The organism is Hymenobacter monticola, from assembly GCF_022811645.1.
Taxonomy (GTDB): Bacteria; Bacteroidota; Bacteroidia; order Cytophagales; family Hymenobacteraceae; genus Hymenobacter; species Hymenobacter monticola.
The window spans coordinates 3,874,835-3,886,856 of sequence record NZ_CP094534.1; the positions used below are offsets into that span (position 1 = coordinate 3,874,835).

Genomic DNA, 12,022 nt, shown 5'->3' on the forward strand with positions numbered 1-12,022 from the left:
TACGAAGGCAGGCCGGTAGCCAGGCCCGGCAAAGCTACGGCGGCGTTGGCAACTGCCCTTTTTGTTTGCGGGCCGCCAACTTTTTTTTCAATAAATATATCCTTTTGAAAACACCCGCGTACAAAGCCGCATAGTCTGTTTCTTTCACCTCCTTCACACACACTAGCCATGGGCAACCTCCTGTATATCATCGCCGTCATCCTCGTCATCATCTGGGCCGTTAGCTACTTCGGTGGCTACTACACGGGCGGCATCGTTCACACCCTGTTGGTGATTGCCATCATCGCTATCCTGCTGCGCGTTATTAGCGGCCGAAGCGCTGTCTAAAGCGCCCCCTGGGTTAACTTAAAAACACAAAAAAGCCGTGCTGACTAATCAGCACGGCTTTTTTGTGTTTGTTGCAATCGGAATCAGCGCCCGATGTTGAACAGAAAATTGAACCGAATAACCGGGTTGGAGTAAATCCGGTTGTAATCGTCCTGGAAGTTGTACAGCAGCAAAATATCGGCGGCAGCGCGCGTGCTGAACTGCTGCCGGTAGCCGAGGCCGGCTAGGGGCGTCTGCACCGTGCGGGTCACCACGCGGCCCGTGACGTAGCCCTGCTGGTCCACTTCAAGCAGTTGGGCCCGAGTATTCTCAAATTCGGCGTGCACCAGAAACTGGTTGATGACCTTAATTTGTCCGAACACCTTGACCCCAATGCTCTTGGTGCTGATGTTGGCCACGTTCTGCCCGGCACTGTTGCTGAAGCCGTAGTTGCTATAGGCATAGCTTAGGCCCGGGCCCACCGCAATGCGGTCGTTGAGGCGGTAGCCCAACGCCGGCGAGATGCTGAAATCAAACTGGCTTTGGCCCCCGTAGGAACTGTAGCCCAGGCCGAAGCCCGAATAAACAAACAAGCGCGTGTTCATTTCCGCTTTTTCCTGGGCGGCTTTCCGCTCTTTCTCGCGGTCTGGCAGCTCCAGCCCCGACGGGCTATCTGCCGAAGGTTGGGGCATGGGGGCCGTGGTAGCCGGCTCGGGCACGGGTTGCGTGGCCGGCACTGGGGCCGGCGCAGGCGTGGGCTCCACGGGGCGGGGCGGGGCAGGCGGCGGGCCGGGAGGGGCCGAATTCAGCACGGGCTTGTCCTGGGCCTGGGCCTTGTGGGCCGGCAGGTAAGCCACGCCCAGCAGCAACACCAGCGGGAGCAAATGACGTTTCATGGGGAGCAAAGCGGAATGAGAAGGAAAGATGGCGATGGATGAGTTAACAGTCGATGAAAGAACGAAAGTTAACCCATCCATCGTTCGGCCATCCGCCGAATACTTAAGCCAACTGGTACATTTTCTGGCGCTGGGCTTTCAGCGTTTCGTCGGCCAGGTATTCTTCGTAGTTCATGCGGCGGTCGATGATGCCGTCCGGGGTCAATTCGATAATGCGGTTGGCCACCGTGTCGATGAACTGCAAGTCGTGCGAGGCAAACAGCAGCGAGCCCGTGAAGTCCTTCAGGCCGTTGTTCAGGGCCTGAATGCTTTCCAGGTCCAGGTGGTTCGTGGGGTCATCAAGCACCAGCACGTTGCCGCTTTCCAGCATCATTTTCGAGAGCATGCAGCGCACTTTCTCGCCCCCGCTCAGCACGTTGGGTTTCTTTTGGCTTTCCTCGCCCGAAAACAGCATCCGGCCCAGCCAGCCGCGCACAAAGCTCTCGTCTTTCTCTACCGAGTACTGGCGCAGCCAGTCCACCAGGTTCATGTTGTCGGCTTGGAAGAAGGCGCTGTTTTCCTTCGGGAAGTAGCTCGGGGTAATGGTGGTGCCCCAGTTGTAGGTGCCCTTATCGGCCTTGGCTTCGCCGAAAATAATGTCGAACAGGAGGGAAGCAGCGCGGTCGTCGCGGCCCACAATGGCCACTTTGTCGCCTTTGTCGAGCGTAAACGACACGTTTTTCAGCACCGACTGGCCGTCTACGGTCTTGCTTACGCCATCTACGCTCAGCAGCTGGTTGCCGGCTTCACGCTCGGGCTTGAAGGCAATGTATGGGTAGCGGCGCGATGACGGCTTAATTTCCTCCAGCGTCAGCTTTTGCAGCAGCTTCTGGCGGCTGGTGGCCTGTTTGCTTTTCGAGGCGTTGGCCGAGAAGCGGCGCACAAACTCTTCGAGCTCTTTGCGCTTGTCCTCGGTTTTCTTGTTCACGTCCTGGCGCTGGCGCAGGGCCAACTGGCTGCTCTCGTACCAAAACGAGTAGTTGCCGGGATACATCGTGATTTTCGAGAAGTCCAGGTCGGCCATGTAGTTGCACACGGCGTCGAGGAAGTGGCGGTCGTGGCTCACCACAATCACGGTGTTCTCGAAGTTATCCAGGAAGTTTTCGAGCCAGAGCACGCTCTCGGCGTCGAGGTTGTTGGTCGGTTCGTCGAGCAGCAGCACGTCAGGGTTGCCAAACAGTGCCTGGGCCAGCAGCACGCGCACCTTCTCGCTGGCGCCGAGGTCGGCCATGAGCGAGTAGTGCTTGTCTTCGGTGATGCCGAGGCCGGAAAGCAGCTCGGCGGCCTTGTATTCGGCGTCCCAGCCTTCCATGTCGGCAAACTCGCTTTCGAGCACGCCCAGGCGCTCGCCGTCGGCATCGGTGGCCGTGCCGGCGTCGTACTTGGCGTAGAGGGCATCCTTCTCGGTCATCACCTCGGCCAGGCGCTGGTGGCCTTTGATGACGGTTTGCAGCACGGCCTGGTCGTCGTAAGCAAACTGGTTCTGCTTGAGCACGGCCAGACGCTGCCCGGCGGGCATTTCCACCGAGCCGGTGTTGGGCTCAATCTCGCCCGAAAGGATTTTCAGGAACGTGGACTTGCCCGCGCCGTTGGCCCCGATGAGGCCGTACACGTTGCCGGGCAGAAATTTAACGGTGACGTCTTCAAACAGCACGCGCTTCCCGTAGCGCAGGCTCACATTGGAGGTGGAAATCATTCAACTAACTAGAAAGAGTAGGTAAAAAGGCGCACGCAACGCCGCCGGCGGTAAAATTACGCACGATGCCGCTGCCGAAGCATTTTATCAAACGGCCGCCGATGCAAATAAGTGCCTGTCAGGGGCATTCCTACACAACCCCGCGCCGGGCGGGGGAGTATAAAGAGAAAGCACCGTGGCTTCACACCACTTTCCTTCCACTCCTACCTAAATCAGCATTCTCAATGGCAACTGCATCCTCTTCCGCATTGAAAGGTTCCACCTCGCGTTCGGCCAGCCGCTTGGCCCGCTTGCGCGCCACCGCCGAAAACAACGGCGTGCGCTACGGCATCTACACGGGTATCGGCCTGGTAGTTTACATGGTAATAGCCGCCGTTACCGGCTTCATGGGCAGCCTGGAAGCCAGCTCGCTCAACGGGGCCATCATCGTTCTGGGCGTGGTGCTGTCTATTCGCCACCTGCGCAATGTAAAAGGCGCGCGCATGGGCTACCTCGAAGGCTACGGCACGGGCATCGTAACGGCCATGGTGGCTTCGGTGATGCTGGGCATTGCTTTCTGGGTAATGGGGGGCATCAGCCCCCAGGCCATCTCGCAAATTCGCACCCGCGACCTGTTTGGCTCCGACCTGGGTGTGCTCATCAGCGGTTTGGGCATCATCCTGATGGGTACGATGACCGGGGTTATCACCGCCCTTGTGGCCATGCAGCACTTCCGTGCCCCCGATGAAGAGCAAACACTTGCTGAACAGAGCAATGACTAAGGCTAACCACCCCACCAGCTTGAAGAAAAGGCCGGCCCTCAGAGCCGGTCTTTTTTGTGCACGTTTAGTTGGGATTTATTGAGATAATAAGATGAAGTAGACTAATTCGGAAACTAAACACTAACTTGCGGTCGTTAAGAACAAATCTCAAACATCTTCCCTGTTAACTATTTGTTTTTTATGTGCAAGTCCAACGCCTTTTTGCTGACGCTGCTGTTGGCCGGCGTCTCCTTCGGCGCACAAGCCCAAATGGCAGACCGGCTGAGCGAACACCCCACGTTCGGCAAAGCCGTGAATGCCGATGCCCAGGCGACCACCCGTGAGATGGTGGCCCGCCTGCACCTCAACGAAGGCCAGTACCTAAAGCTGTTGCCCCTGAACCGCACCAAGCTGGCAGGCCTCAACAGCATCAACCGCGACTATAAGAACGACGAAGCCGCCCGCGCGGCCAAAACCGCCGAACTCGAAGCCCAATACGAGCAGGAGTGCAGCCGCATTCTCACCCCCTCGCAGCTGAGCCAGCTGCAGCAGGCCAACGGCCAGCCAGCCGCCGCGCCCGCCAGCACGGGCAACGGATTGGGATAAATGCCCCTTTTAAGCTGAAAAGCCCCGCCAGTATTTAATTGGCGGGGCTTTTTTTATGGTTGCGCAGTTGGCTTGAGCGGGTCGGCCAGTACCTCCGTGACGGTGCCGAGCGGTCCGAAGCGCAGGCTCAGGCAGGCCGCGCCGGAGCGCGGGTGGCGGGCTTCGCACTGGCTGCCGGGCTCCAAGTAGTAGTAATACACCTTCTCGGTATTGGCGCGGAGTTCTTCCTCGTCGGGCGGGCCGAGCAGGGCCGTCACGTCGTTAGCCCGGGCCTCGTAGAGCTGCTCTTTGGCGCGCACCAAAATGGGCACGGCGGCGCGGCGCTGGTCGCGGCAGGCGAAAGGGTCGGCCCGCCAGGTGGCGGCGTCGAAGCCTTCGACTTTGGGCAGCGCGTGGCCGCAGCCGCTCAAGCTAAGTTCGCCCAAGGCCCAAACGGCGGCACCGAACAAGTATTTGGCAGAAACGAAAGACTTGGGCATGGGCAATTGAGCAGAAAGCGCGCCGGGCAGGGCTTAAAAATTGACGAAACTAAGCACTAAATTTGGCACGATGCTGTATAAAGTCCCTACCGGGGAATTAGAAAATATAATTAGGCTGCATGCAATGAAAATTAAAACCATCATGGCCACGCTGCTGGCGGGCGCTTGGTTGGGGGCGGGCACAGTGGCGGCCCAGTCGGTGCCCGCGGCCGTGGCTGCGCTGCCCGGGCCGGCACGCCAGGCCTATTACCAAGCCGCTTTTGAGCAGCAGGCGGCGCTGCTATATGCCAAAATGAAGCTGGGGGCCACGGGCCTGTCGCTGCCGGTGTTTCGGGAGGGGCTGGTGGGGTACTACAACCTGCGAAAAGGCAGTGGCTCACCGGTGCTCACGCTGATTGATTTCAGCCGCTCGAGCCAGCAGAAGCGCCTGTGGGTGCTGGACGTGGCGCGGGCCAAGGTGTTGTTTCATACGCTGGTGGCGCACGGCAAGGCCAGTGGGGGCGACGTGCCCCTGGCTTTTTCGAACCGCGACGGCTCCGAGATGAGCAGCCTGGGCTTCTACCGCACGGCGCCCACCACCTACACCGGCAAGCACGGCTTGTCGCTGAAAATCCGGGGCCTCGACCCCGGTTTCAACACCAATGCTGAAAGCCGGGCCGTGGTGGTGCACGGCGCCGAGTACGTGTGCGAGGATTTTGTGAAAACCCACGGCCGGCTCGGGCGCAGCCAGGGCTGTCCGGCCCTACCGGTGGCCGAAACGGCGGCCATTGTGAAGGCCATCAAGGGCGGGAGCGTGGTGTACCTGCACGGGCCGGCCACGGCGGGTTACCGCTCGCAGTGGCTCAACCTCGACACGGCCGCGACGACTTACGCCGGCCTGCAGCAGGGCGGCGGTGCGGCCCGCGCCAACTGAGCGGAATAACCAGAACGGAACGGGTGCGTTAAAAGCGCGGGCTGGCCTACGAAGAGGCCGGTTCGCGCTTTTTTCTTCACCCTTTTCTTTCCTAGCTATGCGCCTCAATCTCCGCTTCATCATTGCCCTTATCGTGGCGGCGGTATCCTTATTCGGTTACTTTTTCAACACTTCGAAAAACGAAGTGACCGGCGAAACCCAGCACGTAAACATGAGCACCGACCAGGAAATTGCCCTGGGCGTGCAGGCGGCCCCGGAAATGGCCGCCCAGTACGGTGGCGAAAGCCCCGATGCCCGGGCCACAGCCGCCGTGCAGGCCGTGGGACAAAAAATCATTGCCAGCACCAAAGCCGGGCAGACGCCCTACCGCTTCCAGTTCCACCTGCTGGCCGACGACCAGACCATCAACGCCTTTGCGCTGCCCGGCGGGCAGATATTCATCACGAAAGGTATTCTGAACAAGCTGACTTCGGAGGGCCAGCTGGCGGGGGTGCTGGCCCACGAGATTGGCCACGTGGTGGCCCGGCACTCGGCCGAGCAGGTGGCCAAGTCGAACCTGACGCAGGGCTTGGCCGGTGCTGCCGGCATCGCCTCCTACGACCCCAACAACCCCGGCAGCTCGGTGGCCAAAGCGGCCATAGCGGCGGCCATTGCCAAGGTGGTGAACCTGCGCTTCGGCCGCGAAGACGAGCTGGAGGCCGACCGCCTGGCCGTCGATTTCACGCCCCAGGCCGGCTACGACCCCCGCGCCATGATTCAGGTGATGCAGATGCTGCAGCAGCAGGGCGGCCGCAGTTCTACGCCGGAGTTCCTCAGCACCCACCCCGACCCGGGCAACCGCATCGGGGAGCTGCAAAAGGAAATTGCCGCAGAGTTTCCGCAGGGCGTGCCTGCGGGGTTGAAGCAGTAGTCTGAACCGCAGATTTTCGCAGATTAAACGGATAAGAACGGATTCAGAGGAGCACTTCAAATTGCCTTGCTCTTATTCTTATCTAAACACAAAAGCCGCAGCTGATTAGCCGCGGCTTTTGTGTTTGAATGGTCAACGAAGAAACGTAAAACTGTGGGCGAACAATTTATAATGCGTCCATTCGAATCCGTTCTTATCCGTTTAATCTGCGAAAATCTGCGGTTCAGAAGTTCGGCGGCGTCAGGTTCTTGAAGTGGCCATTGAGCCGCACCCGGTCCTTGAGGCGCTCGGTTTCGAGGACGACGGGGAGGATGGTGTCGAGGTGCTCGCGCACCATTTCCTGGCGTTCCTGCTCGCTGGTGGTGGCCAGGAGCTGGTATTCCTGGTCGGTGCTGAAGCCGATGTGGTGGGCCACATCGAAGATGCAGTAGTCGGGGGCCAGCTCGAGCAGCAGCTTGCGCAGGCCCAGCGCTTCGTAGAGCTGGCGCACCTGGCGGGTGATGATGTCGCGCAGCACGGGGTCGGCCACGTCGTCCTGCACCACGTCTTCGATGAGCCCGCCGGCGTAGAGCTTGCCGGGGGCCTGGCGGTAGAACTTGTTGATGCGGAACACGCCCACGGCCCGGGTGCGGATGTCGAGCTCACCGCTGGCATAGGTTTGCTCCACGCTGATGAGGCGCATTTCGGTGCCCAGCTCGCTGAGGGAATTGTCGAGGTAGGGCGGGATGCCGAAGGTAGTGTTTTGCTCAATGCACTCGCGCACGAGCTGACGGTAGCGGGGCTCGAAAATGTGCAGGTTCAGCTTTTCGCCCGGAAAAACCACCAGATTGAGCGGGAAAAGGGGCAGCAGGCGGGCCATTGGTGCTGGGAAGTGGGAAGTGAGGAGCCGGAAGCGGGAACCGGAGTGCAGATGGGTAACAGCAAAGCCCGGCCTTAGGGTTTGGGTGGCTGCCCTGGCCGAGCGGGCCGAAGGTAGGCGGGAAAGCCGAAACCCCGCGCGCCACGCTACTTTTGCCCCAATGTCCTCGGCCAAACCTACTCCCCTGATTCCTGATTTTTCGCTGTTGCTCAAGCAAGCGGGGCGCCTGCTGCTGCAAGTGGTGGCGGCCCTGTTTCTGACCTCGGTGGCCTGGGTGCTGATGTACCGCTGGGTGGCGCCGCCCGCCACCTGGCTGATGCTGGACCGCCGCGCCCACGCGCCGGTGGGGCTGGGCTACTACGGCATCCAGCCCGACCCGCGCCACATCAACTACCAGTTCCGGACCCTGGACGAGGTGGCACCCTCGGTGCCGCTGGCCCTGGTGGCGGCCGAAGACCAGCGCTTCCTCATTCACCACGGCTTCGATTTCGACGCCCTCACCAAAGCCGCCAAGCGCAACTGGAACCGCGCCGAGGGCAAGCCGGTGGTGGGGGGCAGCACCATTTCGCAGCAGGTGGCCAAAAACGTGTTTTTGTGGCAGGGGCGGAGCTACGTGCGCAAGGCGGCCGAGGCTTATTTCACGGTGCTCATTGAGTTTTTGTGGAACAAGCGCCGCATCATGGAGATGTATCTGAGCGTGGCCGAGATGGGCGACTGCACCTTTGGGGTGGAAGCGGCCAGCCTGCGCTACTTCGGCAAACACGCCAGCGAGGTGAGCCCGGCCGAGGCGGCCCTCCTGGCCGGGGTGCTGCCCAACCCGCTGCGCTTCCGCGCCTCCAATCCCGGGCCGGTGGCGCGGGCCAAGCAGCTGCGGGTGCTGCGCAACATGAAGCGGTTGGGCGGCACGCGCTTCGTGGCGGAGATATTGAAGTAATGGACGTTCGGGCGCTCTTGCGGGTCGTTCAGGCATAGGGCCTCACGGGACCCCTCTGGGGCCGTCCCCCTCTCCAAAGGAGAGGGGGAGCCTGACAACTTAGGTTGATACAACATCTTTTTAGAAATCAGAACCTCATGCAGAGCATAGCAAAGCATCTTTACCTCCGCAGTAAATCGATTGGGTGGACGAAGCGGGCAGGATACTTCGCTGCGCGCTGCATAGCGGCCAGCGTGGCCCTAAGTGGGTGCACCACGGCGCGTCCGGGAGCTACTGCCGACGCCCCGGCCGCCGCCCGCCGGGCCATTGTACAGTTGCTCACCACGCAGACGGCGGCCTGGAACCGGGGCGACATTCCGGGCTTCATGGAGGGCTACTGGAAGTCGGACTCGCTGGTGTTCATCGGGCGCAAGGGGCCTACTTATGGCTGGCAGCCGACGCTGGAAAACTACCGCAAGGGCTACCCCGATGCGGCCGCCATGGGCCAGCTCGATTTCAGCGGGCTGCAGGTGACGCTGCTGGCGCCCACGGCGGCGCAGGTGGTAGGCCGCTGGCACCTAGCGCGGCCAACGGCAGGCGACGTGGGCGGGTATTTCCTGCTGGTATTGCGTCAGGTGGACGGGGAGTGGAAGGTGGTGGCCGACCACACCAACTAGCGCCGCGTGTGCAAAAGGAATCGAACTGAACGAAGAAATTGCACAAAGGCTGAATTTTATGTAATTGCCCCTTACTTTGGGCTTTAATAGCTTTTGCTCACGGTTTTTTTCTTTTGCGAACAATGTATACTAAACTGCGCAGCCAGGGCGCCTGCCTAGCAAATACGCGGTGGCGGTGGCTGGTGCTGGCGGGCCTGCTGGCCATGAGCCAACAGGCCCGGGCCCAGGCCCTGACGCCAATGGCCGCCCAGCCGCTCGATTCGCTGGCGTCGTTGCAGGGCATGGTGATGGATTCGGCGAAAGGACGCCCGATAGCCGGGGCCACGGTGGTGGTGCAAGGGAAGAACATCGGCGTGGCAACTGATTCCAGCGGCAGATTCAGCCTATTGCTGCCGATGGGTACCTACGAGTTGGCCATCAGCTCCCTGGGCTTCGCGACGCGAACGTATCCAATCAGCAAAAAAGACCTTGGCTACAACGTGACCTACGCCCAACTGCCTCTGTTTTACCTGTTATCGGGGGGGAGAAAGCGGGGCATTGCCGAAGTGATTGTAAGAAGCGCCGGGCCGCCGGCGAAGACCAATGCCCTGACGAAGGTGCAGGTGTACTTTGCCACCGACCGCGAGGCGGAGACGCGGAAGGGAGCAATCACCGACTTCGGCCCCATCCGGGGCCGGAAGGTGAGCTACGGGACGGCGCTGGTCACCATTCCGGGCATTCATAAGAAAGGGGCGATGGAGCGGCCGGGCATGCTCAGGGAAGAAGACCAGTACCGCGACGTGGTGCTGCAAAGCAACCAGGTGCTGGCCGACGCGGCGTTTTTTGCGAAGCTAAGCGCGCAGGTGGCCAGCAGTGCCCAACCGGCGGCGTTTGTGTTCGTGCACGGCTACAACGTGTCGTTTGTCGATGCGGCGCGGCGCACGGCCCAGATGCACTTCGACCTTAAGTTTCCGGGGGTGCCGGTGTTTTTCAGCTGGCCCTCGCAGGCGGCGGTGGCGCCCTACGTGGTGGATGAGCAGAACGCCGAATGGGCGCAAGACGACTTCAAGAAGTTTCTGGTCGATTTCCTGACGCGTACCAACGCCAAGCAGGTATACATCATCGCCCATAGCATGGGCAACCGGCTGGTGGCGCGCGCCATGCGCGATGTGATAAAGGAAAGCCCAAATCTGGCGGGGAAGGTGCAGGAACTGATACTGGCCGCACCCGACATCGACGCCGACGTGTTTGACCGAAACATTGCCCCGGTGCTGGAGAAAAGCGGCATTCATACCACGCTGTACGCGTCGAGCGGAGACAAGGCACTCATGGCTTCGCGGCTGGCCCACGGGCGGTATGACCGGCTGGGCCTAGTGCAGGAGCGGGTGCCCTACACGACGCGGGGCCTGGAAACCATTGTGGCCTCGGAGGCAGACGCGGAGGCGCTGGGGCTGGATTTTGGGCTGGGTCATTCGTACATCGCCGACGTGCCGCTGGTGCTCACGGACCTGGCAGGGCTGATAGTGGGCCGGAAGCGACCTGACCAACGCCCGTCGCTGACCAAGGTGACGGTGGGCGGCAAGAGCTACTGGAACTTGAAGCCGTAGGAGTGAGGCGGCACTACCAAACGACAAAAGCCCGCTCTGACTAAGAACGGGCTTTTGTCGTTTTATGAAATTCCCTGACGCTACAACGCGGCGCGGCGAGTGGTGACGGCTGTAACAAACGTATCGAGGGTGGCAATGTCGTTGGAGAGGGTGTCGCGGTCCAGCTCTTTTTCGAGCAGGGCGGGGACGCCGTAGCTCTCCACTTTCCTGGTGAGGTTGTTGGCGCGGGTCTGGTAGCGGTTGAGCTGGGGTACAGTCTAAGCGGCGAGGTGTATCAATGTAATAATTTTGTCTAGCAGAACTCAGGCTTATACGTTCACTTTGAACGTGAGCAGATGCAAGGAATTGGCCGGTAGGTTTAGTTACTTGCGCTTAATGTAGGTTTTATTGCCATTACTATTAATGTAATAGTGACCACCGCGCGGGCCGGTATGTACGTTGTGGCTGCTGCCAGTACTAGACGGCGATTCGTTTTGGTTCGCCTTGGTGCTGGTAATACCAACAGCAGCAGGTTCGGCATCTGGCCGTGGCTTTTCAAAGGGCGCAAGTGCATTGGAGCGCACGTAGTACCATTTTCCATTTTTTACCACTTGTGCCCAGTTGACGTTTGGGTAACTGATTACAAGGAGTTGTTCCTTCGCTTTTAAGATTAGCGGCGGAAAAAGCGGGGGGGGCAGAATCTGCTAAAGCCGTATCTGCCAGAGAAGAGTAAAGGCGCGTACTTTCAACCAGCTTATAGTACACGCCAGTGTAGCGAGCGTCACCTGGTTGAGCGCGGGTAACAACTGAATAAACTAGAAAGACGAGTAATAGTATAGTTTTCTTCATGCGAAGGATGGGAGATAAGCTGGAATGCGGCAGGAAAGCTACAAAAAACCCTTGCGCTTGAGAAGATGGATAACTATTTTACTGCTAGATATTTGCCTTGGTAGGTAAGCGGCCGTCCATGTAAAAATCTATGTAGCTAAAGTCACGGTTTAGCTCGCTGCTCCATACCGCCGCCATTAAATCGCCCCATGACCGAAAGGAGCAGACCATGAAATGTCCACCTGCAACAACAGGTGCCCCGTTGTCGCTGTACTGGTGCCAGTCGCCCCCGGCCCACACACCGCGCTCGATAATAGACTGTCGGATGGCCTCTAAGTACGGGTACCATTCGGATGCATATCCGGCGATGTAATCTGGCCAACGCATGCCCTCTTTAAATGAATAGCTGCCGCCTAGGTTGTCCAAGTTGAAGCCAGGATGGTTTTCGGAGAAGCTGTCATAGCAATGCCAAGTGACAGTTAGGTGACTCATTTCGTAAATTATTTACTCAGTCTTAGCCCAGTGGATGGGGTACTCTTGCGCAGCCAACGTAGCAGCCTTATACAGCGAACAATTCTGCAAGTAACCACCACAA

At 59.7% G+C, this 12,022-nt stretch carries 14 protein-coding genes; 8 read left to right on the top strand and 6 right to left on the bottom strand.

Going from position 1 to position 12,022, the window contains the following annotated elements; translation table 11 throughout:
• The first annotated feature begins 168 nt into the window (after positions 1-168).
• Entirely contained in the window at positions 169-327 is a 159-nt protein-coding gene (locus MTP16_RS15990; protein WP_243511538.1) for a lmo0937 family membrane protein, read from the top strand.
• Positions 328-410: 83 nt separating this feature from the next.
• Here the strand turns inward: MTP16_RS15990 and MTP16_RS15995 are convergent, their stop codons facing one another.
• Together MTP16_RS15995 and MTP16_RS16000 are read right to left on the bottom strand one after the other, a co-directional pair.
• A complete protein-coding gene (locus tag MTP16_RS15995; protein WP_243511541.1) occupies positions 411-1,202 on the bottom strand; it encodes a hypothetical protein in 792 nt (263 codons plus the stop codon).
• A 103-nt stretch (positions 1,203-1,305) separates the two neighbouring features.
• Positions 1,306-2,937 (bottom strand): ABC-F family ATP-binding cassette domain-containing protein, encoded by a 1,632-nt coding sequence (locus MTP16_RS16000; protein WP_243511544.1) that lies wholly within the window; start codon positions 2,935-2,937, stop codon positions 1,306-1,308.
• Positions 2,938-3,185: 248 nt separating this feature from the next.
• Between MTP16_RS16000 and MTP16_RS16005 the strand changes: the two genes are divergently transcribed.
• Together MTP16_RS16005 and MTP16_RS16010 are read left to right on the top strand one after the other, a co-directional pair.
• Positions 3,186-3,698, top strand: a complete 513-nt coding sequence (locus tag MTP16_RS16005) for a hypothetical protein (protein ID WP_243511548.1) — start codon at positions 3,186-3,188, stop codon at positions 3,696-3,698.
• A 180-nt stretch (positions 3,699-3,878) separates the two neighbouring features.
• Complete coding sequence (locus tag MTP16_RS16010; protein ID WP_243511550.1) at positions 3,879-4,283, top strand: hypothetical protein; 405 nt, start codon at positions 3,879-3,881, stop codon at positions 4,281-4,283.
• Positions 4,284-4,336: 53 nt separating this feature from the next.
• Here the strand turns inward: MTP16_RS16010 and MTP16_RS16015 are convergent, their stop codons facing one another.
• Complete coding sequence (locus MTP16_RS16015; protein WP_243511553.1) at positions 4,337-4,762, bottom strand: hypothetical protein; 426 nt, start codon at positions 4,760-4,762, stop codon at positions 4,337-4,339.
• A 124-nt stretch (positions 4,763-4,886) separates the two neighbouring features.
• On the opposite strand from MTP16_RS16015, the gene MTP16_RS16020 reads away from it, so the two are divergent.
• The gene (locus MTP16_RS16020) at positions 4,887-5,675 is read left to right on the top strand and encodes a murein L,D-transpeptidase catalytic domain family protein (protein WP_243511556.1); all 789 of its coding nucleotides are present in this window, start codon (positions 4,887-4,889) and stop codon (positions 5,673-5,675) included.
• A 97-nt stretch (positions 5,676-5,772) separates the two neighbouring features.
• Positions 5,773-6,585, top strand: coding sequence for a M48 family metalloprotease (locus MTP16_RS16025; protein WP_243511558.1), 813 nt, complete (start codon positions 5,773-5,775; stop codon positions 6,583-6,585).
• A gap of 223 nt (positions 6,586-6,808) precedes the next feature.
• On the opposite strand, the gene MTP16_RS16030 is transcribed toward MTP16_RS16025, so the two are convergent.
• The gene (locus MTP16_RS16030; protein ID WP_243511560.1) at positions 6,809-7,444 is read right to left on the bottom strand and encodes an LON peptidase substrate-binding domain-containing protein; all 636 of its coding nucleotides are present in this window, start codon (positions 7,442-7,444) and stop codon (positions 6,809-6,811) included.
• A gap of 160 nt (positions 7,445-7,604) precedes the next feature.
• Between MTP16_RS16030 and mtgA the strand changes: the two genes are divergently transcribed.
• From mtgA to MTP16_RS16045, 3 genes are all read left to right on the top strand, one after another.
• On the top strand, positions 7,605-8,378 hold the full coding sequence (gene mtgA / locus MTP16_RS16035) for a monofunctional biosynthetic peptidoglycan transglycosylase (protein WP_243511561.1): 774 nt from the start codon (positions 7,605-7,607) through the stop codon (positions 8,376-8,378).
• Between the two features lie 137 nt (positions 8,379-8,515).
• Entirely contained in the window at positions 8,516-9,034 is a 519-nt protein-coding gene (locus MTP16_RS16040) for a YybH family protein (protein ID WP_243511563.1), read from the top strand.
• A gap of 122 nt (positions 9,035-9,156) precedes the next feature.
• On the top strand, positions 9,157-10,620 hold the full coding sequence (locus tag MTP16_RS16045; protein WP_243511565.1) for an alpha/beta hydrolase: 1,464 nt from the start codon (positions 9,157-9,159) through the stop codon (positions 10,618-10,620).
• Between the two features lie 80 nt (positions 10,621-10,700).
• Here MTP16_RS16045 and MTP16_RS25915 read toward each other — a convergent pair whose 3' ends face one another.
• Together MTP16_RS25915 and MTP16_RS16050 are read right to left on the bottom strand one after the other, a co-directional pair.
• Positions 10,701-10,823, bottom strand: a complete 123-nt coding sequence (locus MTP16_RS25915) for a hypothetical protein (protein WP_262922626.1) — start codon at positions 10,821-10,823, stop codon at positions 10,701-10,703.
• 709 nt (positions 10,824-11,532) lie between these two features.
• Positions 11,533-11,919, bottom strand: coding sequence for a hypothetical protein (locus MTP16_RS16050; RefSeq protein WP_243511567.1), 387 nt, complete (start codon positions 11,917-11,919; stop codon positions 11,533-11,535).
• Positions 11,920-12,022: the final 103 nt, after the last annotated feature.

Excerpts from the sequence above, each read along its gene's own strand:
- MTP16_RS16045 (WP_243511565.1), top strand. The coding sequence starts at position 9,157 with ATGTATACTAAACTGCGCAGCCAGGGCGCCTGCCTAGCAAATACGCGG.
- MTP16_RS16025 (WP_243511558.1), top strand. The coding sequence starts at position 5,773 with ATGCGCCTCAATCTCCGCTTCATCATTGCCCTTATCGTGGCGGCGGTA.
- MTP16_RS16010 (WP_243511550.1), top strand. The coding sequence starts at position 3,879 with ATGTGCAAGTCCAACGCCTTTTTGCTGACGCTGCTGTTGGCCGGCGTC.
- MTP16_RS16050 (WP_243511567.1), bottom strand. The coding sequence starts at position 11,919 with ATGAGTCACCTAACTGTCACTTGGCATTGCTATGACAGCTTCTCCGAA.
- MTP16_RS16020 (WP_243511556.1), top strand. The coding sequence starts at position 4,887 with ATGAAAATTAAAACCATCATGGCCACGCTGCTGGCGGGCGCTTGGTTG.
- MTP16_RS16015 (WP_243511553.1), bottom strand. The coding sequence starts at position 4,762 with ATGCCCAAGTCTTTCGTTTCTGCCAAATACTTGTTCGGTGCCGCCGTT.
- MTP16_RS15990 (WP_243511538.1), top strand. The coding sequence starts at position 169 with ATGGGCAACCTCCTGTATATCATCGCCGTCATCCTCGTCATCATCTGG.
- MTP16_RS15995 (WP_243511541.1), bottom strand. The coding sequence starts at position 1,202 with ATGAAACGTCATTTGCTCCCGCTGGTGTTGCTGCTGGGCGTGGCTTAC.
- MTP16_RS16030 (WP_243511560.1), bottom strand. The coding sequence starts at position 7,444 with ATGGCCCGCCTGCTGCCCCTTTTCCCGCTCAATCTGGTGGTTTTTCCG.
- mtgA (WP_243511561.1), top strand. The coding sequence starts at position 7,605 with ATGTCCTCGGCCAAACCTACTCCCCTGATTCCTGATTTTTCGCTGTTG.
- MTP16_RS16000 (WP_243511544.1), bottom strand. The coding sequence starts at position 2,937 with ATGATTTCCACCTCCAATGTGAGCCTGCGCTACGGGAAGCGCGTGCTG.
- MTP16_RS16040 (WP_243511563.1), top strand. The coding sequence starts at position 8,516 with ATGCAGAGCATAGCAAAGCATCTTTACCTCCGCAGTAAATCGATTGGG.